This window comes from Novosphingobium sp. (assembly GCF_027489515.1).
Classification (GTDB): Bacteria; Pseudomonadota; Alphaproteobacteria; order Sphingomonadales; family Sphingomonadaceae; genus Novosphingobium.
Genome location: NZ_JAIXZS010000019.1, coordinates 1 through 22,748, shown reverse-complemented (window position 1 = coordinate 22,748; position 22,748 = coordinate 1). Strand labels below are relative to the sequence as shown.

Below are 22,748 nucleotides of genomic sequence, written 5' to 3'. Positions count from 1 at the left end.
TTATTGGTTCCCCCGCCCCTGGGCGGGGGAGGAAAGGTCTATTGGGCGCGCTTGTTGTGGGCTCTCAGCCAGCCTTGAAGCTCGCCCACTTCTCGCGTTTGCTCGGTGATTGACTTGTTCGCCATCATTCGGACCTGCGCGTCCTTGGTGTCGCGCAAAACGATGCGTGACATCGCAATCGCACCGCGATGATGCTCGATCATCTTGCGCACCCAGGTCTCCGTTGCATCGCTGCCCGTGGCGGACATCATCTTCTGATGCATCTCCATTTCTGCAGGCGGGTAAGGATTGGCTGGCGTGGGGTTCATGGTCTGGCGCATGTCCATCTTGCTATGGTCCATGCCCTGCATTTGGGCGATCGCCGGCGCGGCCACCAATCCAGCGATGATGATGGGGACTATTTTCTTCACAATTCTCTCCTCAGCGCCCCGCATTGATAATACGCATGGGCGCGCCATTTCCCTCGTGAGGCGGCACAAAATTTACGGGAACGGGAGCGCGAAGCCTACTTGCGGGCTAGAATAGCCTTCATTTCATCGATTTCGCGGCGCTGAGATTCCTCGATGCCGCTGCACAGACGAACGATTTCCGGATCCTTCAAGGAGGCCTCGCGGCACATCAGGATCGCGCCCGAATGATGCGGGATCATCGATCGGAGGAATGCTGTATCGCCGATCGTTGTTTGCGTGCGGATGAGGGCAAATGATCCGGCGAATATCGCAACTGACCCTAATATAAGGGCCGCGTTTGCCTTTTTCGACGGGAACATATGGCCCATCGCGAGGACCATCAGCACCACCATGGGCGCCACCATCATTAGCGTCATGTAGAGCATATTCAGGTTGTTGTAGAAGCTCCCCAAGCTGTCGATCATGACGAACATCACCAGATACATGATGACGCCGCCAACCAAGGTCTGCAGGGCGAGGCTCGCATAGGCATTTTTCATCATTGGTCGTCTCCTTTGGCCCCCGCCCCGATCCTGCTTGACTATTCAACCCGTGCGGCGTCGCTTTCGCGGCCACCGAAGATACAAAAGTGCCGAACCCGCGATCGCCAATGCGAGACCACCTGCGGCAAACGCCATCAACCACGGCGTGTTGAAATTTTCGTGGTTTTTCCAATCCATGATGTGGAGCGCCCAGAAGAAATCGTACAGGCGCCACGTTCCATTTCTCACAGCGACGATCCGACCACTATTCTGGGCAACATAGACGCGGGTCGCTTCGCGGTCAGGGAAGTCCACCCGCCAGGCCGGCAGGACGCCCTTGAATTCTGGGGTCGACGCCACAACCAGGCGCACGCTCGGCGGCTCCGACGTACCACGGTAGGCCTGTATCGCCACCGCGCGAGCCATCGCAGCGTTCACGGGACCAAGTCGACGACCTGTTTCTGCATCGTGGAGTGAGATCGTCCCATCGATAGACTCGACCTCCGCAATCTCGCGGCCGAGCAGCGCGCGATATCGGACTTCACGCACGGGTCTGGTCGCCGCGCGCAACACTAGGTCCAACGGCGCGCGCGATCTCGACTGTTCCAATATCGCCGGCGACGATCGCTCGACGAGATGTTCACCGCGGACTCGCTCGATCGGCAACAGGCTCATGACAAGACCGCTCGCAAACCAAAGCAGCAGCTGGACGCCGATAACCAGGGCTAACCAGCGATGAACGCGGCTAGCCCCGATGTGGAAGCGGAGTTTGGCGCTTCTCAGAACCAGGTCCGAACACCGATTACAAAGCTGGCCGCCTTCACGTCCCCTCCGTCTGAGCGTGCATAGTCCGCCGTCCGCCCGAACTTTCGGTCGTAAGAAACGCCGATGTAGGGGGCAAATTCGCGGCGCAGTTCGTAACGCAAACGCAGTCCCAATTCGGCGTTCGTGATGCCCGCTCCAATCCGCGTCTCCGGGACATTTTGTGCTGAAAGGTTCACTTCCAGGCGCGGCTGGAGAATGAGGCGTTGCGTGATACGCTGATCATAATAGCCCTCGATCCGCCCCAACACCTCGCCTTTGTTCGACAGAAACAGGGCAGCCTCGGTCTCAAACCAGTAAGGCGCCACCCCCTCAATACCGATCGTCGCATAAGTACGGGATGGGTTGGGTTTGAAATCGTAACGGACACCCGCCTGGAGGTTCCAATAAGGGTCGAGTGCACGACTGTAGAGCGCCTGAACTTCTGCGGTCTCCATGTAGGTGCCGCTTCTGCCAGCAAGAACGCCCTCACCCTCTGTCTTGACCACCAGCCGATCGAGATCCTTGCCGAACCACGCCTCCCCGTCCCACCGATAGCCGTCGCGGCCGTTACGGACCTGATATTCCGCCAGATTGAACAGGATCATCGAGCTGGATGAGCCGCCATGTTCCTTATGCAGCATGGTACGCGAAGCCGCCATCTCGCCGTTTTTGTAGACGCGGTCGGCATAGTTGTCGGTAGGAGGTTGGGGTGCAGGGGCGTTGCCGGGCATGAGACTGGTGCCACCAGCGCCATGGGCTGCCATCGGCCCATCCATCGCCATGCCGGGCATCGACGACATATCGTGCTGCATCGGCTGACCGCCGGGTGCCGCCTGCATGTCCATGCCGGGCATGTCGTGTTTCATCGTACCGCCCGCCCCATCGGGCATGGTCATGCCAGGCATGCCGGACATGTCGTGGCCGGCATGCGGGTCAGCCGTTGGAGGCGTCTTGTCACCGGGCATCTCCATGCCGGACATAGCCCCCATGCCCGACATGTCGTGCGGCGCCGACTTGGGTTTTGCTGCCGGTGCCCGGCGCTTCGGGGTGGCAGGCTTGCCCTTAGCCGTGGGCGCAGCGGCGCGCCTGGGCTGGCTTGCTGGCTTGGCCACCGGCTTTTTCTTCGCCGCTGGCTGAGCAGCAGGCATGTTCATGCCCGGCATATTCTGCATCGACTGCGCGCTGACTGGGGTCGCCAAGGCGAGCGGGGCCGCGCCGATCAGAAGGAGAAGCGACTTCATGCGGCATCTCCCCGGGGACGGACAGAGACGACGCGCATCATCCCGGCATGCATGTGATAGAGCATATGGCAGTGAAACGCCCAGTCGCCGACTGCGTCTGCGGTGACGTCGAAACTTACCTTGCCTCCTGGTGCGACATTGACGGTGTGTTTGCGCGGCGAATACTCGCCATGCCCGGTCACCAGCTCGAAGAAATGCCCATGAAGATGGATCGGGTGCGACATCATCGTGTCATTGACGAGCGTGACGCGGACCCTTTCGTTTTCGATAAAGGGAATGGGCTCGCGCTTGTCACTGAGCTTCACCCCATCGAACGACCACATATAGCGTTCCATATTCCCGGTCAGGTGGATTTCCATCGCGCGGTCTGGCGCGCGAACATCGGGGTTGCGCTCCACCGCCATGAGATCGCGATAGACAAGAACCCGGTGGCCAACGTCTTCGAGACCCTGTCCCGGTTCTCCCGTGCGATCCATCGGCATGGGCGAGATCGTCTGGACACCCGGTCCCATCTTAACCTGCGGCGCTTTGCTGGCGTCGCGCATGTTCATGCCGCCCATTCCGCCCATCGCCATGCCGCCCATTGTATCACCGGACCCGCTGCCCATTCCGGGCATGTTGGCCATGGAACTATCCGCCGGTTTTTGCATGCTTGGCATCGACGCGCCGGCCCCCATATCCATGCCTGCCATCCCGCCCGCGGCAGCTCCGCCGGTAGACATGTCATGCCCCATTGCTGCGTGGTCCATGCCGGACATGCCGCTCATATCCATGTCCCCCATGCCCATGTCCTTCATATCGGCAAGGGGCCGCTTGCGGAGCGGCGGAACTTCGGCCGTCATGCCTTCACGCGGAGCCAGTGTGGCGCGTGCCATGCCCGAACGATCAACGGATTCACCGACCAGCGTGTAGGCGCGATCATCGGTCGGAGTAACGATGACATCATAGGTCTCGGCAACCGCGATCTGAAACTCGTCGACCTCGACCGGCCTGACATTGAGCCCGTCGGCCTGAACAACCGTAAGTTTGAGACCGGGAATCCGGACATTGAACGTCGTCATCGCGGAGGCATTGACGAAACGCAGGCGAACGCGCTCACCTGGCTTGAAAAGCGCGGTCCAGTTGTCCCGTGGGCCATGCCCATTCACGAGATAGGTATAGGTCGAGCCCGTGACATCGGACACGTCGGTCGGATCCATCCGCATATTGCCCCAGTCAAGTCGGTCCTTGAGGGGTTGGTCTTCCTTGGCCAGCAAACCGGCCAGCGTTTGCCGCTGATAATTGAAATAGCCACCGCCGACCTGCTTGAGCTTCCGGAAAATTGCGTGCGGATGCATCTGGCTATGGTCGGAGAGCACGATGACATGCTCTCGATCCGACTGAATCGGATCCTCGCCTTCCGGGTCGATGACAATCGGTCCGTAATGACCTAACTGCTCCTGCAGCCCCGAATGGCTATGATACCAATAGGTGCCAGCCTGGACGATGGGGAACTCATAGACAAAGGTCGACTTGGGCTTGATGCCGGGGAAGCTGATGCCGGGCACGCCGTCGAACTGGAACGGCAAAAGCAGGCCGTGCCAGTGGATCGAGCTGTCTTCCTCGAGATCGTTGATCACCGACAGGCGGACGTTTTGGCCCTGACGCAGACGGATGAGGGGCGCAGGCACAGTGCCATTGATGCCGATGGCATGGCTTTGTCGGCCGTCGATCATCATCATCTGATGCGCGATCTTGAGCGTGATATCGTTCCCGCTGACCGTTGGCAGTGGCTTGGCAATCCCGGACGAAATGGGTTGAGCCCATGCCGGCAGCCATGCCGACAATGCGAGGCCACCGCCGGCCAGCGCAGCGCCGCGGAAAAGGTCGCGGCGGTTCAATCCGGGGGACATAATATCTCCTTGTTCAACGTGCAGCACTTTGGGTCTGAAAAGACGCTTAAGCGCGGTATCTCTTTATCCTTACGCGCGAGCAGCGCGCACCCCTCATTCCTCAGCGAGTATTTCTGCGAGGCGCGCGCGCGCGCGATACAGGCGCGTCTCCACAGCCTTGCTACTGACGGAAAGCGCTTTGGCGGCCTCTGATTGACTGAGCCCTTCGACGGTCCTGAGCATCAGGACTTCACGCAACGTGGCAGGCAATGCGCTGATCGCCGCCGACAGTCGCTCCACCTCTATTTTCGATTCAGCACTGGCATGTGCGGAGGGTGCGTCATCCGGCACTTGCTCAATCTCATCATCCGACGGCGCGGAGCCAAATGTGAAGAGCTGCCGCACCCTCTGGCGGCGGCGCCAATCGCGACATTTGTTAATCGCGATCCGGGATAGCCAGGCGCGCAACGGACGCGCACCATCATATTTCCGCAGATGGCTGAACGCGGATACAAAGCAGTCCTGCGTGAGATCAAGTGCTTCCTCGGCATTCCCGACCAGGCCGCGCACCAGTCGAAATATCGCTGTCTGGTGCCGACGCATAATCTCGGCGAAAGCCGACTGCCGACCGGCAAGCGTCAGTGCCGCTAGTTCACCGTCCGAACACGCCTGGAGATCCAGACTCACCGTGCATCGTCGGTGAGCGCATGAACCACCGCCTGATCGAAGGTCTTGGCCTGATCGGGGCGAAGGATTTGCCGCATGGCGAAGATGTGCCCGAGCGTTTCCTTTTGCAGTTCGCCCATTGCCTGATGCGACTGATCGACGGCCGCGGTCACACGCGGCCCTTCGCCATGTTCGACCTCGATCGCGGCTGCGAGACGCGCATTGTCCGATCGCAGTTCAAGCTCCAGCGCGCGCCGACGCACGGCGAAACCCTGCTCTAGCAGCTCGATCTTGGCCTTCTGACGATCATCCAGATCGAGCTTGCTGTGCAAGACATCGTGGAGCTCGACGCCGGCTGCCTTGGGCTGCGGGAAAAAGTAGCGGCCCAGGAACACGCCCGCAACCGCCGATGCAAAGGCGACGATGGCGACGAGGAGGAGCAATTTGGGCTTCATTGAGAACCTACCAGCAGCGTCGAAGGGGCAAGCGGATTTGATGGCCCGAAAGGCGATAGCGTGACCGACGCCTCGGCACGCGGCGTAAAGCCATTGCTGGCGATACCCAGCAGTACCGCTCCGAAAGCCGCGACCGCACCGAGGCGGAATTGAGACGCGGTCGAAACCTGCGGCAATGCCGCTATGCGTCGGAACACAGCATCCTCCAGACCAATCAGCCCCGGATGCGTCGGTTCGTTGCGTAAGCGGCTCAGCAGCCGGTCCAGGTCGGTATCCATCGAAAAGTCCAATCCTCAATCAATCCGGGGCAACGGCCCAGGACGTGTTCTTTACTTTCCCCTCTATCAGCCTGTCCGTCAAAGCATCGCACATAGCGGGCAGATCTGAGCAACAGCGACGGAGCAGCCGCAACGCTATGGCGCCGTCTTCGTCATGCCGGGCATATCCTTCATCATCGCGTCATGGTCTTCGGGCGCACTGGCTATTGCCGCCTGATATTGGGCGGGTGACATACGCGGAAGTTGCCTTACGAAAGCCACCATATCCCAGATCAGTTCGTCGCTATGGGTCTTACCCCAAGCTGGCATCGCGGTCAGCTTGACCCCATGCTTGATGATCCAGAATTGCTCCTTTGGCGATCTTTGCTCCTCGCGGGAAAGCTCCGGCGCCCTCGGATAGAGTCCCTGGCTGATTTCGGACTTTTCCAGTCCTGGCCCGAGATGGCAGCCGCTGCACATCTCGGTGTAGAGCCCCGCCCCGCTCTGCAGCCGCTTCACGTCCCCAAGGTTGGCCGGGACATTCACATCACGAGATCGCACGGCGATGGAACGATCTCGGAGCTGCTCGATCAGCCAATAGACCGGTTTGGTGTGCGGCGAATCCGCCCCGATGTCATAGGCACCCACATAGACGACGATCCCCGCTAGCGCGCCGCCGACCAGCGCTGTCGCAGCGATAAAACCTACACTTGGAAAGTGCCTGCGCAGCCAAGTCGTCCTAGCATTCTCCATAGCTTCCTCCCGAGCGGCAGCGTCCCTTGGATCCGGGTGGTTCTCACACCCATCCAATTGTCCATACGCACTGCAAGCTTCGATCCCTCATCTGTCGCGCAGATCTCATTCGCAAATCCCGCCGGGGTTCTGATTTGCAGAATTCTTGCGCGCCTGATGAGGGGTGGCGCCGCGTGGTGCGTAATTCGATGTGTCGGCAGTCTCGCCGCCCATGGAGAAATCGATGTTTCGTAAAACAATCTTTGCCGTCGCCATGGCGGCGTCTGTCCTCACCGCTACCGCTGCGCAGGCTCACCCTAAGCTCAATGCCGCCACCCCTGCCGCAAATGCCGTGGTCGCCGCCCCGACCAGAATTCAGCTCGTCTTTTCTGAAGCGCTCGTCGCACAATTTTCCGGGCTCGACCTGACGATGACCGAAATGCCAGGCATGAAGATGGCGCCGATGAAGATGAACGGCGTCAAGGCCACCGTGGGCGCCGATGGCAAGACGCTCGTCGCGACGCTTGCCAAGCCGTTGCCGGTTGGAACCTACAAGGTCGACTATCACGTCGTCTCTGCTGACACCCATCGCATCCAGGGCAGCTACACCTTCAAGGTCCAGTAAGACCGTGCCGGACATCATAGCGATCGCAGTGAGGCTGGGACTTTTCCTCGATCTCATGCTCCTCTTCGGGTTGCCGATGTTCGGCCTCTACACGTTGCGCGGGACTGAGCGGGCATCCGGCTCGGTCCTGCGTTTCCGGTCGGTGTTGGCGACAATCGCGCTGGCCGGTATCGTATTATCTATCCTGGGCATGATGGTCCTGGCGGCCTCGATGGGGGGCGTGCCACTCGATCAGGTAGACCGCGCCACGGTCAATCTTCTCATATCGGGCAGTGCGATCGGGACGGTCTGGCAGGTACGGGTCGCGGCCCTCCTGCTCGTGCTCTATTTTTCCATCGTCGGTTGGCGGCGTCCCGCTTTCGCCCTGTGGTCGCTGTCAGCGACCGCCGCTGTCGCTCTGGCGACCTTGGCCTGGACGGGGCATGGCGCTGCCGACGAAGGCTTGCGGGGATGGGTCCATCTTGGTGCCGATATCATCCATCTCTGGGCAGCTGGCATCTGGGTAGGCGCGTTGTTCGCGCTTTGCCTCCTCGTTTTCCGCCCTGCCGCGCGCATGGCGGTGGATCACATTCACCTCTCGCACCGCGCGCTGGATGGATTTGCGAAGGTCGGATCGGTGGTCGTGGCGCTGCTTATCGTGTCGGGTTTGATCAATAGTTGGATACTGATCGGCCCCTCCAATCTGGGATCCATGTTTACCAGCCTCTATGGCCTGCTGCTGGTGGCAAAGCTGCTGCTGTTCGGCTTGATGCTGTTGCTGGCGGCGGCCAATCGCTACTTTCTGACGCCGTCGCTCGCGGCGGCGATCGAGACAGGCAACACCTCCTCGGCGATAGGGTCGCTCCGCCGCAGCCTCGCAATCGAGACCGGCTGCGCCGTTACCATTCTTATCTTAGTTGCCTGGTTGGGGCTGTTGGCGCCACCTGCCTCCGGGATGTAAAAGGCATCAAGGCAGCGCGCGCGATATCGCCTTGATCGCCTTTAGACCCGAGCCAAACCGGGAAATCGCCTCCTTGTGCCGTTCGAGCTCGCCATAGGGAAGATAGGCGATTTCGAGGTCCGCGATCCGGTTGAACGCGGGCCTTGCGATTTGCGCGCGGACTTCGCTTTCGCGAGCGTCAGGAGCGACAAGAAACAATCCGGCTGTCGCGTGAAGATCGCTGCCGCTCAGCGCAAGGTCCAGCATCCGGACGATACCCGAATAGATGGAGGTCGAATGTTCGACTTCGAAGGCTGCCGCGACCCGGTCGCCGCCTTGCTCCAGCCACAAAACATCGATGAGGCGGATCGCATCCGCTCCCGTCGATGTCGAAATGGAAGTTGGCAGGCTCTCGAGGCACCCCTCCCCCAAGCGCACCCCGTCATGCAGCCGTCCCCGGTCATTGGATGCGATCCAGATGTCATACCCCAGCGCTAGACCGATATCGCGCAGCCACGCCTGGATTTCCGAATGGGTGCGGTCACTCTCGCCCTGCTTTTGCAGCGCTTTGTTGAGGGTTTGAGCTTCGGCCCGGGCTTGCTCGAGGCGCGCGGCCCAGGATCTTAGAGTCTGGTCTTCCTAGTCGCGCGGGGGCGCGGGATAGCGGCCCGAGCCGATGTCGAACAGAAGGCCACCAATGGCGCCCAGATCGTTCGACAGCAGATCGCGAAAACGCTCGTTCAGGTCGAGCACGCCCGAGCGCATTGCGAGAAAATGCTGCCAGCTTCCGAGCTTCACCTTGCCGCCGGTCAGCTTGTTATAGCCGTTGACGATCGCCGTGTTGAACGGCGGCACGAGGGTTGGATGCAGGAAATAGAGGAGGTTGGCCACCGCTGGCCCCAGCCCTTTGATGTTCAGACGATCAATCGTGTGAATACCTGCGATGATCTCTTCCGCGGTGTCGCAACAGGCGCAATGGTCCAGCAATCGACCAAACGCGCGTTGGTTCGCCGGGTTTTCATAGATGTCGGGAATGCGCAATTTGGGCTTCCAGAGAAACGCATGGTCCGCGCCCTTGAAGATCTGCCTCTGCTCGGCGACTGAATGAACGACCGTCTCCAGAGAAGAACCGCGATAGGCCACGCCAAACCGACCGGCTTCGATCTCAGCAACCACCTGAGCCAGACCACGCCTGATCGAGCGAAAGTTCTTGATGCGCTCATCCCAAAGAAACCAGCTCTGGTACGTCGCGTTCGGGTCTTCCTTCCATCGCTGGATCAGTTGCCGCGCCAGCAATTCAAACTCCGCCAAACCCCGCTCCCCTTTCGCGCCGATCCTCTCCGACGCTAGCACTCCGTCCCGTATTCGACCAGTTTTTGCGTGGTCGCCCCGAATGAAAATCGGTCCTCATTATTTGATATCGTCCGGAATATGCGTCAGCAGGTCACGGGTATAGTCGATCAGGAGATCGCCAGCGGTTGCCCCGTAAAGCGCGGGGAACAAGATGAACGTCAGGAGCTTGGGGACGAAGCTCACGGTCTGTTCGTTGATCGATGTAGCAGCCTGGATCATTGAGATAATCAGCCCCACCACCAACATGATTATCAGCGGGGGGCCAGCGACGATCATGATCACCCAAAGCGCCTGGCCCATCGAGGCCGAGAAAGGGCTGTAGGTCTCCATTGCTCCCACCCGACTATGATGCTGACGCCCCTGCCCGTGATGCTGCAACCTTTGTTGCGGGGCGAGCGACACGGAGCGCGATCGGTTGATTCCAATCCGTCTTCCCCACATCCGCTCGCCCCGGCGCCACGCTGCGACCCGTGGGCACCTCGGCTGTCCATCCTGCCAGGCGATGGGCTTCATCTCAATTTACGCAGCGCTGGCGTTTACCCCTCACGACCCGATCTTTTTTTGGAAGAGCGTGTCTCTGTTCGAGGGAAGAGGCATCGTACCGCGTAATATCAGTGACGGCCGAGGTCAGCGAAAGGCTCGCATGTACGATTGCGTCATCATAGGCGGTGGCCCGGCAGGGCTGACAGCAGCCACCTATCTGGGCCGGTTTCTGCGTTCTACGCTGGTCATCGATGCCGGCGACGGCCGCGCGTCCTCCATTCCAGCCACGCACAACCTGATGGGTTTTCCAGACGGCATATCGGGCGACGATCTGCTGTCGCGGATGCGCCGGCATGCCCTGCGTTACGGCGCGAAGCTCTCCGATGGTTTAGCCAATGGGATTGTACAGACCCGGACGGGCTTCCTGGTCACTACAGGTGTCGAGGCCGTCAATACCCGCACGATATTGCTTGCCCAAGGCGTGAGAAATCATCGTCCGCGAATGGCGCTGGAAACGCATGATCGAGGCCTCGTGCAAGGTCTGATACGCTATTGCCCGATCTGTGACGGCTATGAGGTACGCGGCAAGCGGGTGGCCGTGCTGGGGTGCTCAGACCATGGCGCCGCCGAGTCTGTGTTCGTGCGGCACTATAGCGACACCGTCACCTTGCTCGCGCAGGACGGCTCGCAACTGTCGGAGGCCGAAGAGGCAGATCTGGCTCGAGGCGGTATCGCGGTCGAAAGCGCCCCTGTCCGAGATTTGTCGATCGATGGAAAGGATCTGATCGCTCAATTGACCGATGGCCGATCGCTTCGCTTCGACACCCTTTATGTTGCCCTCGGAACCTCCCCTCGCTCGGAACTCGCGCACATGGCCGGTGCGAAACTGGACCAGGCAGGGTGCATTGTCGTCGACGAGCATCAACAAACGACGGTCAGCGGCCTGTTCGCTGCTGGCGACATGGTCGAAGGGCTGGATCAAATTGCTGTTGCGGCCGGTCAGGCCGCCAAGGCTGCAACGGCGATCCACAATCTGTTGCCCGGCTGAGACGCCAGCGCAGAATCAGCCATCAAAAATATATGCATGTCGGGCTTGACCCTGACACGATGTCAGACCCCAGATTGCATTTCGTCGATAAGGAGACGAGCCTGTGACTGATCCTGTTCCAGCTAGCAATTCGGGCGCCCATAGCTGCTGCGCCGGCAAGCACGGTGGCGGCACGGACGTGAAAACGGTCAAAGATCCGGTTTGCGGGATGATGGTTGATCCGACGGGAACGTCACATCATGCCTCGCATGACGGCGAGGACTATCATTTCTGCAGCGCGGGTTGCCGCACGAAGTTTGTCGCTGACCCGGAGCGCTACCTGTCCGAGGGTGAGAAGGAGGCGGCAACCGCTCAACCGGGCGCAATCTGGACCTGCCCCATGCACCCGGAGGTCCGCCAGGATCATCCCGGGCCATGCCCGATCTGCGGCATGGCCCTTGAGCCGGAACTTGTGACGGCAGACACTGGGCCGAGCGGTGAACTTCTGGATATGTCCCGGCGTTTCTGGATCGCCTTGCTGCTCACCATCCCGGTGTTTGTCCTGGAGATGGGCAGCCACCTCTTCCCGGCGCTGCACAATCTTGTACCGCCCCAACTATCTGGTTGGCTTCAGTTTGCGCTGGCTACCCCGGTCGTGCTCTGGGCGGGTTGGCCATTCTTTGAACGTGGGTGGGCGTCCGTGCGGACACGGAACCTCAATATGTTCACCCTGATCGCGATGGGCACGGGCGTGGCCTGGGCCTACAGCGTGGTGGCAACCATCGCCCCGTCGGTATTCCCGGCAGCGTTTCGGATGATGGACGGGACGGTCGCGATCTATTTCGAAGCCGCCGCCGTCATTACCGTGCTCGTGCTGCTGGGGCAGGTGCTCGAGCTGCGCGCCCGCGAGCGGACTTCGGGCGCAATTAAGGCGCTACTCAACCTCGCGCCCAAGACCGCGCGCCGCATTGGCGCCGACGGGGATGATGAGGAGGTCTCGCTCGATCAGGTGGCCGTCGGTGATCGTCTCCGTGTGCGGCCCGGCGAAAAAGTACCCGTCGATGGCAAGGTCGAAGACGGCCGATCCTCGCTCGACGAGTCGATGGTGACGGGCGAGTCGATGCCGGTCACAAAGGCGCTGGGCGATGCGGTCATCGGCGGAACGATCAACCAAAGCGGCGCCCTCGTCATTCGCGCGGAGAAGGTCGGACGCGACACGATGTTGGCGCGTATTGTCCAGATGGTCGCTGACGCCCAGCGTTCGCGGGCACCCATCCAGCGCCTGGCCGATCAGGTCGCGGGATGGTTCGTGCCCGCGGTCCTGCTGATCGCGCTCATTGCCTTTGGCGTGTGGGGAATCTGGGGACCAGAGCCGCGTCTGGCCCATGGCCTGATCGCCGCTGTCGCTGTCCTCATCATCGCCTGCCCCTGCGCCTTGGGGCTGGCGACGCCGATGTCGATCATGGTCGGCATCGGCCGGGGTGCAGGGCTCGGCGTGCTGATCAAGAATGCCGAAGCGCTGGAGCGGATGGAGAAGATCGACACACTGGTCGTCGACAAGACCGGCACGCTGACCGAGGGCCGGCCGTCGGTTACCCGCATCGTTCCCGCGACAAGCTATGAGGAGACCGAGCTGCTGCGGCTTGCCGCCGGCGTGGAGCGGGCATCGGAACATCCGCTGGCGCTGGCCGTGGTCGCCGCCGCCAAGGATAGGGGGATTGCGCTCCCCGAGGTCACCGACTTTGATTCCCCAACCGGCAAGGGAGCGATCGGCACGGTCGATGGCAAGCGCATCACGCTGGGCAATGCCGGCTTCCTGTCAGAAAACGGGATCGAGGTTCGCGCCCTTGAGCCGCAGGCGGATGAGCTGCGCCAAGACGGCGCGACCGCCATCTTCATCGGGATCGACGGACAGGCCGCCGGCATCCTTGCCATTGCCGATGCAATCAAAGAAACGACGGCTGAGGCTATCGCGGCGCTTCGCAAGGAGGGCATCCGGGTTGTCATGCTGACGGGCGACAATCGCACAACAGCACAAGCGGTCGGGCGGAAACTTGGAATCGATGATGTCGAAGCCGAAGTGTTGCCGGATCAGAAAAGCGATGTGGTCTCGCGATTGAAAGCTGAGGGGCGCATCGTGGCCATGGCAGGCGACGGAGTTAATGACGCGCCCGCGCTCGCCGTCGCCGATGTCGGCATTGCGATGGGCTCGGGCACCGATGTCGCAATCGAAAGCGCCGGCGTCACCCTGCTGAAGGGCGACTTGAACGGCATCGTTCGTGCGCGCCGTTTGAGCGAAGCAACGATGTCCAACATCCGCCAGAACCTGTTCTTCGCTTTCATCTACAACGCTGCCGGGGTCCCGATCGCTGCGGGGCTGCTCTACCCGATCTTCGGCATCCTGCTCTCGCCGATCATCGCGGCGGCCGCGATGGCACTGTCCTCCGTCAGCGTCGTGACGAACGCATTGCGGCTCAACCGGGTGGAATTGTGAACATCGGCGCGGCATCGGACGCGAGCGGGGTCTCTCAGCGGATGATCCGCCATTACGAGAAAATCGGCCTGATCCCGTCGGCGGCGCGGCGGGATAGTGGGTATCGCGACTACTCGGATGCCGATGTGCATCGACTTCGGTTCATAGCCAATGCCCGCGACCTCGGCTTTCCAATCGAAGAAATCCGAAAGCTGCTTGATCTATGGTCCGATCGGGCCCGCGCCAGTGCCGAGGTCAAGGCACTGGCAGAGTCCCGCGCAGCCGACCTTGGCCGCAAGGCGGACGCGCTTAATGCGATGCGAGCAGCGCTGATGGATCTGGCGAGGAGCTGTCACGGTAACAATCGGCCGGAATGTCCGATCCTGACGCATCTGGAATCTTGAATCTAGTCTTCGCGCGGGGCCTTCGCGCTCATTTCTGCAACTCGCGACCCGCCAGTTTCGCGAGCCGGCGCGGAAGATCGGCAGCAATCTTGCGTTGCTGTTGAGGCTGCGCCTTCTTCCATGCCCGGCATTCGGGTTTGGACCTACCGCACCCTCGACACCACCCGGTCGTGCCATCGAAACGGCACAGGTCTATGCACGGCGACTTAACAGCAACCTCGTCAGTGGCATTCGACTGTTAGGTGCTTCAACTCATGGACCGGCACGAGCCGGTCGCGGATCACGCCTGCATTGATCCCCGCACTGCCGACCACTCCGACGATGGCGGCATGGGCCTCGGGACCGACACGCCAGACATGCAGATCGGCAATACGCACATCGCCTGGCCCTTCAACGAGATCCTGTATTTCCTCGGCAACATGGCTGTCGGTCGAGTCGAGGAGGACTGAGGCGGTATCTCGCATCAGGCTCCAGGACCAGCGGGCGATTACGACGGCTCCCACGATCCCCATGACGGGGTCCATCCACACCCAGCCAAGGTAGCGGCCTGCCAGAAGGGCCGCGATTGCCAATACCGATGTGAGAGCGTCGGCGAGGACATGCACATACGCCGAGCGGAGATTGTTGTCGCCGCCATGGGCATGATGGTCGTGGGCATGATCGTCATGCCCATGATGGTGGTGGTGGCTGCCCGACAGCAGGAAGGCGCTGAGGATATTCACGCTAAGCCCAACGACGGCAATCAGGGTCGCCTCGCCGAAGGCAACCTTTATGGGCTCGAACAGCCGAAGGATCGATTCAATCCCGATCCCCAGGGCGATCAGGCCCAGCACCAGCGCCGAGGCGAAGCCCGCCAAGTCGCCGACCTTGCCTGTTCCGAAGCTGAACCGCCGGTTCGATGCATGCTGCTTGGCATAGGCATAAGCAATCGCTGCGACACTCAACGCGCCAGCATGCGTTGCCATATGGAAGCCATCGGCCAGCAGCGCCATCGATCCGGTGACATAGCCGGCGAAAATCTCGCCGATCATCATCACAGCCGTCAGCACCACCACCCACAGCGTCCGACGAGCGTTGTCGTCGTGAGAGGCCCCCAGATACACATGGTCGTGCACAAAGGCGTCAATATCGCGGGACGTCGTCATGATCTCAGCCTTATTTCGCGTAGCGGCGTATGACCGCGATCAATTCGTCTGCTCCCGCGGCACGATCTTCGGCCGTGAGGTCGGGGTCCGCCACATGGGCTCGGACATGCTCTTCAATAATCTCGTCCATCAGCCCGTTCATGGCGCCGCGCGCCGCTGCAACGAGATGCAGAGTCGTCGTGCAATCGGCGTTGGCGGTCAGCGCTTTCTCGATCGCCGTGACCTGCCCGGCGATACGTCGCACGCGCTTCAGGAGCTCATCACTGCCTTCGGTCAAATGTCCCATAGCATACCCCCCTACCCTATCTCGTTGGTGATAGCCAGAGCAGTCTCAGGCCCCCGAGCCGCCTAGGCGAATTCGCGATTGGACAGATAGTCGGCTTACCAGTCAGGCCAATTTATTGAGCAAACGCCCGGCTGCGCCCGCCTCGGCAGCAAGATTGCGATTGTAGGCAAGCGGCATGCGCGGGCTCTTCCAGCGCAGCGCATCCATGATTCCGGCGAGATCCTCGCCGCTTGCGAACAGGTCCTGGTTGAGCCCCACGCGTGTCGAATGCGCGCTGACCCCCTTGAGCAGTCGCGCGAGATCGTCGGCGGTGAGATCGCTCAGAGCCCCGCGATCGAACGCCCGCTGGATGATCGACCGGTAGATCGGTCCGATCGACCCGGGATGCAGGGCAACACTGCCGACATCAAACTCCAACCGGGCCGGCACCGCCGGCTTAGAGAGCGTCTTGCGTAGATCCCAGGTTTCGCGGCTTGAGATACTATCGATTCGACGCCCCTTCACCGCTGCTCGCGCCTTGTAGCGCCGCACCTGGACGCGGCGAAACAGCGGACCAGAGGATATCCCTGCGGATTGCGTCCAGGCCGCAATCGCGCGCACCGAGCGCGGCGACAGGTACGCGGTCGCCCCCTCCCCTTCCTGGTCGCCCTTGCTGCGCTGTATCGTGAGAAGCCGCGCCTCGGGATCGAGCGCCTCGACAATGTGCTCAACCGCGATCGCCACCAACTCGGAGGCGCGCAGCCCCGTATCATAGGCAACCGACAGCAGCGCGCGATCGCGCAGTCCCGGCAGATCGTCGGGGCAGGCCTCGAGCAACGCCCGCACGTTCAGCCCTCGCGGTGCCTCGCGCTCCACATCACGGACCGGCCCCTTGAAGCGCAGCGGCCGTGCCTGGACCTGCGCCGTCCCCTTCTCGCGCCGGATCGCCCGGAGCCGCAGCTTGACCAGCTCGGTCTGCGTCGGATCCTTCAGATCGAGAAGCTGGTGGATCTTCGCGATCGACGCCTTGTAGCGGCCGAGCGAAGCCGGTTTGGCCCCCTTCCCCGCCCTTGCGTCGAGATAGTCAGCCACGAGTTCGGGGGTCGCTGGCAGCGACGCCCTGTGCGAGCACCGACACCAAAGATCGAACGCCTCCAGATCGGATTTGAGGGCGCGGATGCTGTGGGGCGAGGAGGCGGCCTGATAGGCATCGATGAGCGCCTTGTTGACGGTGATCGTCTGGCCGGCCCCAAGCTTCGTCACTTCCCATGCCAGATCGACCCCCGATCCCGATGGCGGGTCCGTCACTGGGCTTATGGCGGGCAGTTGTTCCACGCTCAGGGCCTCGACTGTTCGATGATCTGGTCGTGGGTGAACGGCTCCATGCCGTAAACCGCGGCCAGGCCGTTGAAGGCCGCGACGGCGACGCGCTGGAGTTCCTCTACCCCGATCGACGTTAGCGTTGCATCGTACTCGTAGGGGGCCGGTGAGAGGATGGTCGAAAACGTACGCTAAGCGTCCCGGCCTTGCTGGTGGAGGCGAAGCGGCCTGAACCGCTCGCGGGGCTTGTCGATCTCGCCCCATAGATAGTCGCCGGTTAGGCCGACTGTGACGAGATCGCCATAGTTCGGCTCCCGGCGGCCATAGGCTGCGCTGACGGTCCAGTCCGGGTGCTTGTCGGCACGCGCCAATTGCGCCTGTGCATCTGCCGAAAGCGTGGCAGCGTCACGGGCACGTAGCATGGGGACACCCGCCAGTGAGGACCGCAATCGCGCTTCATCGATGGCTGGCACGGGCGGTTCGCCAGACGTCTGCGCGTCGGGGTCGCCGGTGAACCGAATGAGTTTTGCCTTGGCCTTGGCCACCTCGGAAATCAGCGCCGCCCGTCGATCCGCCACTTGGGCGCGCAGTTGCGCCGGTTCCAGAGCCTGGCTGGGCCGCGCACTGCCCGAGGCCAGACGCGCGCTGACTGTCGATTGCATATCATCGAGGCCGGCATCCAGCGACTGCAAAAGGGCGAGGCGCTTCTGGCCGTAGTAGAGGTCGATCCACGCCAGCGCCGTCTCGAGGCGGACGGAGCGCAGTTCGATGAGGCGGTCTGCCTCTGCAACCGTGATGCCTGCAGCCGCCATGGCTGCGCGGGCGTGCCGTTTTGCCGGATTAGTGAACTGCTGGCTGACCGCGATGCTGGTCATCGTGAAGTTGTCGCGGTTCAGGCGGCCCGCATCTGGCCCAGTTACCGGAAAGTCCTTGAGCTCCAGACCCAGGGTCGGGTCGGGCAACCGGTCGGCAGCGATCGCGGACGAGCGCGCCGCCGCAATATCGGCATCGCGTCCCAGAACACTCGGCGCCTCGGCCGCGCGTCTCAGTGCAGCGTCAAACGTCAGCGGCTCCGCCAAGGCAGCCGTCGCCCCAAACGGGACGGTGACCGCGCACGCGGTCAGCCAGAACACTTTCATTTTCCAAATCCCTTGACTGAATTGAGCCAGAAGGAGCAGCCGGCTTCACCAGCGCCCCTTTCGGAATTCAGGCAGGATAGGAAGGTGGGTCCGGGTCCGGAGTGATCTCCCGCCCGTACAGAGCAGGCATTGCGGGCCAGGTTGCGGCGAGCACGGGCGGCAGGATCAAGCTGCCGAGCTGCGGCTTGGCCTCGGATGCGATCCCGACCGAACCATTCGCCATCGCATAACAGCAAGGCGAGGCGGCCTTATCTGGCGCCTTCCCCTTGCCGCCATGCTGCATTTCATCGCAGCACGGCATATCCGCCATGTCCTGCATCGCGGTCGTCTCGGCTTGGGACATTGCCTTGCAAGGTGCGATCTCACGCGCAAACCCTTGGCTGGCGAGGCCCAGAAGGACCACCAGTAGCAGCAAATGACGGGCGAACGGTTTCAGCATCAAGTGAGGTTGGAGCTGGGCCAAGCAAATGTCAATTCGCACCCTATGACGGAATGCGCTCGTGGGGAAGACGGGCAAAATCTTGGTTCACGACCCGAACGATCTTCGGCCGCTTTCACCTGGCATTCGCAGTTAGGTGGGTTGGGTCCAGGAAAGATCGAAATTGAGTCGCGATCGCGACCGGTCTCTTTGAATCGCGCCATAGGCAGCTTATTAACGGAGCAGACATTAGTGTTGGCAGATCTGAGCGACCACATCTGGGTCGGCAGCTGCCGTTGCGGTGCTTACCTCGCCAAATCCATACGACGCTTGCGCCAGCGGAGCCTTCTCGATAACCTTGTATGGCGGTCCCCGAGCCATGCCGAAAGGTGTGGTTATGAAATTCTACCTCAGCGCAGTGCTCATCGCGCTCAGCACCCAAGCGGCAGGCCAAGAGGCCAAGCTTGAAGACTTCTCGAGCAGCACACCCCCCGAATTCTCGCTCCTGGTGCCCGGAGTGGCTGTCAAACCCCCGACCGGGCAGCCGGAGGCCAAGCAGCCCGTTTCTGGGAGTGAAGCGACTGCCTTTGTGGAGGAGACGATCACCCCTGTCAGGCCGACGCCCCCATTGTTCTACATCCCGTCTTGGATGAGACGCGGAAGCTCTTCCGTCATTCCCGTGCCGGTAAATGCATCGAGCCTGGGACCAGATCCCGATTGCCTCTCTGGAGGCTATTTCCCGCGATATGGCCTGTCCGATTTGGCACAATCGCGACGCCGTCTCTATTTCCGCCACGTCGCTGCAGCCGCTTGCGAAGCCGGCGTTCCTGTGCGGCTGTTTGACGCGCTCGTTGCTCATGAAAGCCGCTACCAGCCCTTTGCACGCAGTCCTGCCGGGGCGATGGGCATGGCACAGCTGATGCCGGGGACTGCAAGCTATCTTGGCGTTTCAGATCCTTGGGACCCTGTCGAAAATCTCCGTGGGGGAGCGCGTTACCTGCGTGAGCAGCTCGATCGCTATGGCTCGTGGCATCTTGCTTTGGCTGCATACAATGCGGGTCCGGGCAACGTTGACAAGCATGGTGGAGTTCCGCCCTTCACCGAGACCCGCAGCTATGTTCGAACCATTCTGGCATCTCTAGGCGGCAGCGGCCCGGCGCCCGCCTCACTTGCACGGCTCGGAGGCGAGAACCCGTTCAGAGCGGTGCGTCTTCTTGCCTTCGCTGGAGGATCAGATGTCCCAGAAAACTGAGAAGCCGATGCTGGAGGCATAGTACAGGCTGATGGCCAGGATCACCGGTGTGCCTGTGAGATAGTTGGCTTGCCAGCGCAGCCATAGCTTCGGAATTAGCAATGCCTTGTCGAGCGTGCTGGCGCGAGGCGGAGCCCATCGGCCGGTGCGCCAGTCATTGAGGGTCACGAAGGTCGAAAGTGCGGCGCAGATCAGTGCCATGATCCCGACCGCAATATAGAGCGATGTCCAGGCAATGAGCGCTTCTTGCTTCACCGTCAGACGTATCCCCGATCTTTGAGCAGATTGCCGCTCTAAAAGAGCTTCGCGGCCATCATGCTCCGAGTCACGTTACCATATCATCGACGGGTCGGCGAAGCTCCTACTACTGGGGCGTGCTCGGCGGGCGCAGCTTTTGCTGGGTCAGCCGAAAGAGCGATCAAAGAGCGCAGGATCCTGTCGCCGCGCCTCCAGCGCCGCGTGATGCCTTACAATGGCGCTGGAGGTGCGCTGCGCTATGCCGTGGCATAGGGCTTCGCGAATGGGCTCGAAAGTCCCATTGCATGCGGCCATCTCCTCGGAGAGCTGGAGCGCAAGGGCAATGGCGAGATGGGCAGATGTTTCGCAGCAGGGGTCCTCATAAGACTCCGGGCTGACAAAGCAGTGGACGGCGATCGCAGCTCTGACAGGATCGATGGCAAGTCTCTCGTTGAGTCGGTTAAACTCGGCCGTCGACATACTGCCATCAGCGATGCGCTCGAACAGGCCACTGCGGTGGCTGCTCTTGATGATTCCCTCATCCACAAGCCGACGCAGACTGACCCCCTGCCGGCTCATCTGGTCCTTGATCAAATCGGCGTACTCAGCTTGCAACTGATGACAGCTCTTCCGCTGGTTTGGGTGCGCCCCCTGACCCATCCTTGCCTCCGTCAATTCTCCCTATGCAGTTGCATGATGTGAATTCTAAAAGGCGGCTTTGGCAAGAGAAATTTGGCGCTGGCTAATGGCAAGCGCGCAGAAGACTACCGTCTCACGTACGCCGCACTGGTCGCCTGTGACCTCTGCGAGTCGGGCTTTGAGGGTGTCAAATTCCGCATTCAGGGCACCGCTCAATCTTAGGTATATCCTGACCCGCCCGTCGCACGGCCGGTGCCGGTTGAATGCTGCGATCAAGTCCTGATTGGATAAATCCGGCGCGCGGATCACATCCGTGATCACGTCCCTAAGGCGCTGGAATTTCAGTTTTTCTATGGTCATCCACTTGATGGCCTCGGCAATGATCGCGAATGCCTCCTTACTCACCAGCAGTTCGTGGACGACCTCCTTTTCGCTGGCCATTGCGTCTCCTCCCGCCATTGTTCGCTACTGATCGGGGCCCTTGGCGTTGGTTCCGTATCTCCTCGCCGAGCCGCTGCAACGATTCGGACCAGTGGCATGAAAAACAGACCCACGTGGTCATGGATTCAGGACCACGTGGTATTACCAGCATGCCACCCTGGTCATGAATCCATGACCACGTGGTGCCAAAAATCGACCCACCCGGTATCAAAAACCGGACCACCCGGCATCAAAAACAGTGATTCGCGGACTTCTCCGACTTCGCCCTACACAACAGTGATTGAGAAAAGGTTTCGCCTGCGGCCCCTTTGGTGACGACGCACTGCGTCATTTGGTCAACCAGAAGGGGAAGACAATGAAGGTCCACGATCTCAAGCAGGCAGGAGGGACGCTCGCCGTCGCCTTTGCTGCCGCCACCGCCATGAGCGTCTTCGGTATCGAAGCTGCCATGGCCGGCACGGATGCCACGTTCAATACGGCGCTCACGCGGTTCACCGGCTTCCTTCAGGGGTCGGGCGGACGGATCATCACGGTGCTTTCGCTCGCCGGCGGCATCGTTGCCATGGCCAGCGGGCGTTTCTCGCTAGGCCAGGTCGCGATCCCCGTCGGCGTCGGCGTGGGCGCTGGCACCGGCGTGCCGATCGTCACTTCCACGGTCACAGCGACGATCTGAGCGAGAGCAAAGGTCATCGCGAACGGGGGCGCTGCTCCATCACCGGCATGGGAATGGCAGCAAACCTTTCTGGCGGAGACGATCTTTGGACAAGTATTCTATTCCAAAGCATCTCGACGATCCCGAACTGATCGGGTTCTGGTCGCTTGATGAATTCCTCGTGCTGGTGATCCCGTTCACCTGGGGAATTCTGGCGCAGCATGTTGTCATAGGCCTGCTTCTGGCCGTTGCTGCATGGCTTGGGTACCGCAAACTCAAAGCTGGGCGCTCGATGTATTGGATCCTGCATTTTGCCTATTGGCATTTGCCGGGTGAATTCTTCGGTCTGAAGGTCGCTCCGCCTTCCCACTTGCGTGTGATGGCGGGCTGACATGGAACTTTCATTCGCACACGAGGCGTCGCAGCGGACCCTCAAGCAGCGCAACATTCTGGCTCTGGCCTGCATCATTCTCTGCGCCCTGGTGCTGGTGATGTTCGTCGCGGCAACGACGCGGGACCGGGAGGTTGTCCTTCAGCCGATCCTCCCCAGCGAAATGGTGCTGAGCTCAGCGGCGGTCAGCCCCGAATATCTCGAGGCGGTGACCCGCGACACGGCACAGCTCGCGCTCAATCGGTCACCTGAGAACCTGCAGTACTGGCTCGACGGGCTCATTGCGATTGCCGCGCCCGAGGCGCGCGGTCCGCTCAAGGCCAACCTTCTCAAGATCATCGATGAGCAACAGGACTCGCAGGTCACCCAGTTCATCACGATCGACTGGATCCGCACGGACCCCGAGAACCTGACCAGTCAGGTCGGCGGCGTGCTGCACACGATCGTCGGATCGCGCGACGTCCGCCGAGAGCACAAGATCTTCGAATTCCATTGGCAGCACACCGGCGTCTCGCTCCGCCTCAAGGGCTTTGGCGTGGTCGTCAAGAAGGAGCAGGAACAATGAACCCGATTGTGCCTTCGTTGCTGATTGCGACCGGCAGCGTCCT

General features: G+C 61.3%; 29 protein-coding genes and 1 pseudogene. 9 read left to right on the top strand and 21 right to left on the bottom strand.

Translation table 11 applies throughout. The annotated features are described in order from the left end of the window. Positions 1-38 precede the first annotated feature (38 nt). The 10 genes from Q0082_RS02905 to Q0082_RS02860 form a co-directional block, all read right to left on the bottom strand. On the bottom strand, positions 39-410 hold the full coding sequence (locus Q0082_RS02905; protein WP_021243447.1) for a DUF305 domain-containing protein: 372 nt from the start codon (positions 408-410) through the stop codon (positions 39-41). 95 nt (positions 411-505) lie between these two features. Further along, positions 506-952, bottom strand: a complete 447-nt coding sequence (locus Q0082_RS02900) for a DUF305 domain-containing protein (protein ID WP_017502281.1) — start codon at positions 950-952, stop codon at positions 506-508. A gap of 42 nt (positions 953-994) precedes the next feature. Further along, positions 995-1,687: a PepSY domain-containing protein gene (locus tag Q0082_RS02895; protein ID WP_026109409.1), complete on the bottom strand. Its 693-nt coding sequence runs from the start codon at positions 1,685-1,687 to the stop codon at positions 995-997. A gap of 23 nt (positions 1,688-1,710) precedes the next feature. Beyond that, on the bottom strand, positions 1,711-2,976 hold the full coding sequence (locus Q0082_RS02890; protein ID WP_017502279.1) for a copper resistance protein B: 1,266 nt from the start codon (positions 2,974-2,976) through the stop codon (positions 1,711-1,713). Beyond that, complete coding sequence (locus Q0082_RS02885) at positions 2,973-4,868, bottom strand: copper resistance system multicopper oxidase (protein ID WP_298189666.1); 1,896 nt, start codon at positions 4,866-4,868, stop codon at positions 2,973-2,975. Before Q0082_RS02885 ends, Q0082_RS02890 begins: the two co-directional genes overlap by 4 nt. A gap of 93 nt (positions 4,869-4,961) precedes the next feature. Next, complete coding sequence (locus Q0082_RS02880) at positions 4,962-5,534, bottom strand: sigma-70 family RNA polymerase sigma factor (RefSeq protein WP_021243451.1); 573 nt, start codon at positions 5,532-5,534, stop codon at positions 4,962-4,964. Continuing rightward, positions 5,531-5,968 (bottom strand): periplasmic heavy metal sensor, encoded by a 438-nt coding sequence (locus Q0082_RS02875; RefSeq protein ID WP_031290470.1) that lies wholly within the window; start codon positions 5,966-5,968, stop codon positions 5,531-5,533. Before Q0082_RS02875 ends, Q0082_RS02880 begins: the two co-directional genes overlap by 4 nt. Continuing rightward, positions 5,965-6,246 (bottom strand): hypothetical protein, encoded by a 282-nt coding sequence (locus Q0082_RS02870; RefSeq protein WP_017502274.1) that lies wholly within the window; start codon positions 6,244-6,246, stop codon positions 5,965-5,967. The genes Q0082_RS02875 and Q0082_RS02870 overlap by 4 nt, the downstream gene beginning before the upstream one ends. Positions 6,247-6,381: 135 nt before the next feature. After that, complete coding sequence (locus tag Q0082_RS02865) at positions 6,382-6,978, bottom strand: cytochrome c (protein ID WP_017502273.1); 597 nt, start codon at positions 6,976-6,978, stop codon at positions 6,382-6,384. A 105-nt stretch (positions 6,979-7,083) separates the two neighbouring features. Next, complete coding sequence (locus Q0082_RS02860; protein WP_211364035.1) at positions 7,084-7,233, bottom strand: hypothetical protein; 150 nt, start codon at positions 7,231-7,233, stop codon at positions 7,084-7,086. On the opposite strand from Q0082_RS02860, the gene copC reads away from it, so the two are divergent. Continuing rightward, positions 7,232-7,582 carry a copper homeostasis periplasmic binding protein CopC gene (gene copC / locus Q0082_RS02855; protein WP_080727339.1) on the top strand — a complete coding sequence of 117 codons (351 nt, stop codon included), beginning with the start codon at positions 7,232-7,234 and terminating at the stop codon, positions 7,580-7,582. The two genes, Q0082_RS02860 and copC, sit on opposite strands and share 2 nt — an antisense overlap. A 4-nt stretch (positions 7,583-7,586) precedes the next feature. After that, positions 7,587-8,522, top strand: coding sequence for a copper homeostasis membrane protein CopD (gene copD, locus Q0082_RS02850; RefSeq protein ID WP_298189657.1), 936 nt, complete (start codon positions 7,587-7,589; stop codon positions 8,520-8,522). 6 nt (positions 8,523-8,528) lie between these two features. Here the strand turns inward: copD and Q0082_RS02845 are convergent. After that, a pseudogene (locus Q0082_RS02845) lies at positions 8,529-9,812 on the bottom strand (type II restriction endonuclease). 99 nt (positions 9,813-9,911) lie between these two features. Further along, positions 9,912-10,184 (bottom strand): flagellar biosynthetic protein FliQ, encoded by a 273-nt coding sequence (locus Q0082_RS02840; RefSeq protein WP_021243456.1) that lies wholly within the window; start codon positions 10,182-10,184, stop codon positions 9,912-9,914. Between the two features lie 172 nt (positions 10,185-10,356). Here Q0082_RS02840 and Q0082_RS02835 point away from each other — a divergent pair, with 172 nt between their 5' ends. The 3 genes from Q0082_RS02835 (at position 10,357) to cueR (ending at position 14,241) form a co-directional block, all read left to right on the top strand. Beyond that, positions 10,357-11,385: an NAD(P)/FAD-dependent oxidoreductase gene (locus Q0082_RS02835; protein WP_298189653.1), complete on the top strand. Its 1,029-nt coding sequence runs from the start codon at positions 10,357-10,359 to the stop codon at positions 11,383-11,385. 208 nt (positions 11,386-11,593) lie between these two features. Continuing rightward, positions 11,594-13,858 (top strand): heavy metal translocating P-type ATPase, encoded by a 2,265-nt coding sequence (locus Q0082_RS02830; RefSeq protein WP_298189751.1) that lies wholly within the window; start codon positions 11,594-11,596, stop codon positions 13,856-13,858. Then, complete coding sequence (gene cueR / locus Q0082_RS02825; RefSeq protein WP_021243459.1) at positions 13,855-14,241, top strand: Cu(I)-responsive transcriptional regulator; 387 nt, start codon at positions 13,855-13,857, stop codon at positions 14,239-14,241. Before Q0082_RS02830 ends, cueR begins: the two co-directional genes overlap by 4 nt. Positions 14,242-14,269: 28 nt before the next feature. On the opposite strand, the gene Q0082_RS02820 is transcribed toward cueR, so the two are convergent. The 6 genes from Q0082_RS02820 to Q0082_RS02795 form a co-directional block, all read right to left on the bottom strand. Further along, positions 14,270-14,437 carry a DUF1289 domain-containing protein gene (locus Q0082_RS02820; protein WP_081659631.1) on the bottom strand — a complete coding sequence of 56 codons (168 nt, stop codon included), beginning with the start codon at positions 14,435-14,437 and terminating at the stop codon, positions 14,270-14,272. 25 nt (positions 14,438-14,462) lie between these two features. Continuing rightward, positions 14,463-15,386 (bottom strand): CDF family Co(II)/Ni(II) efflux transporter DmeF, encoded by a 924-nt coding sequence (gene dmeF, locus Q0082_RS02815; RefSeq protein WP_298189651.1) that lies wholly within the window; start codon positions 15,384-15,386, stop codon positions 14,463-14,465. A gap of 10 nt (positions 15,387-15,396) precedes the next feature. Continuing rightward, on the bottom strand, positions 15,397-15,672 hold the full coding sequence (locus Q0082_RS02810) for a metal-sensing transcriptional repressor (protein ID WP_021243461.1): 276 nt from the start codon (positions 15,670-15,672) through the stop codon (positions 15,397-15,399). Between the two features lie 102 nt (positions 15,673-15,774). After that, positions 15,775-16,986, bottom strand: coding sequence for a tyrosine-type recombinase/integrase (locus Q0082_RS02805; RefSeq protein WP_051187043.1), 1,212 nt, complete (start codon positions 16,984-16,986; stop codon positions 15,775-15,777). 176 nt (positions 16,987-17,162) lie between these two features. Beyond that, a complete protein-coding gene (locus Q0082_RS02800; protein ID WP_298189648.1) occupies positions 17,163-18,110 on the bottom strand; it encodes a TolC family protein in 948 nt (315 codons plus the stop codon). Positions 18,111-18,177: 67 nt separating this feature from the next. Next, entirely contained in the window at positions 18,178-18,549 is a 372-nt protein-coding gene (locus Q0082_RS02795; protein WP_298189647.1) for a hypothetical protein, read from the bottom strand. Between the two features lie 376 nt (positions 18,550-18,925). Here Q0082_RS02795 and Q0082_RS02790 point away from each other — a divergent pair, with 376 nt between their 5' ends. Beyond that, the gene (locus Q0082_RS02790; protein WP_298189646.1) at positions 18,926-19,780 is read left to right on the top strand and encodes a lytic transglycosylase domain-containing protein; all 855 of its coding nucleotides are present in this window, start codon (positions 18,926-18,928) and stop codon (positions 19,778-19,780) included. On the opposite strand, the gene Q0082_RS02785 is transcribed toward Q0082_RS02790, so the two are convergent. From Q0082_RS02785 to Q0082_RS02775, 3 genes are all read right to left on the bottom strand, one after another. Then, positions 19,760-20,035 (bottom strand): hypothetical protein, encoded by a 276-nt coding sequence (locus tag Q0082_RS02785; RefSeq protein WP_147161334.1) that lies wholly within the window; start codon positions 20,033-20,035, stop codon positions 19,760-19,762. The two genes, Q0082_RS02790 and Q0082_RS02785, sit on opposite strands and share 21 nt — an antisense overlap. A 147-nt stretch (positions 20,036-20,182) precedes the next feature. Further along, positions 20,183-20,611 (bottom strand): hypothetical protein, encoded by a 429-nt coding sequence (locus Q0082_RS02780; protein ID WP_298189644.1) that lies wholly within the window; start codon positions 20,609-20,611, stop codon positions 20,183-20,185. Positions 20,612-20,722: 111 nt separating this feature from the next. Then, positions 20,723-21,097 carry a hypothetical protein gene (locus Q0082_RS02775; RefSeq protein ID WP_147161336.1) on the bottom strand — a complete coding sequence of 125 codons (375 nt, stop codon included), beginning with the start codon at positions 21,095-21,097 and terminating at the stop codon, positions 20,723-20,725. Positions 21,098-21,452: 355 nt separating this feature from the next. Here Q0082_RS02775 and Q0082_RS02770 point away from each other — a divergent pair, with 355 nt between their 5' ends. The 3 genes from Q0082_RS02770 (at position 21,453) to Q0082_RS02760 (ending at position 22,705) form a co-directional block, all read left to right on the top strand. After that, the gene (locus Q0082_RS02770; protein ID WP_298189640.1) at positions 21,453-21,770 is read left to right on the top strand and encodes a hypothetical protein; all 318 of its coding nucleotides are present in this window, start codon (positions 21,453-21,455) and stop codon (positions 21,768-21,770) included. Positions 21,771-21,855: 85 nt separating this feature from the next. After that, positions 21,856-22,140: a type IV conjugative transfer system protein TraL gene (gene traL, locus Q0082_RS02765; RefSeq protein ID WP_022678016.1), complete on the top strand. Its 285-nt coding sequence runs from the start codon at positions 21,856-21,858 to the stop codon at positions 22,138-22,140. Between the two features lies 1 nt (position 22,141). Continuing rightward, positions 22,142-22,705, top strand: coding sequence for a type IV conjugative transfer system protein TraE (locus Q0082_RS02760; RefSeq protein WP_022678015.1), 564 nt, complete (start codon positions 22,142-22,144; stop codon positions 22,703-22,705). Positions 22,706-22,748: the final 43 nt, after the last annotated feature.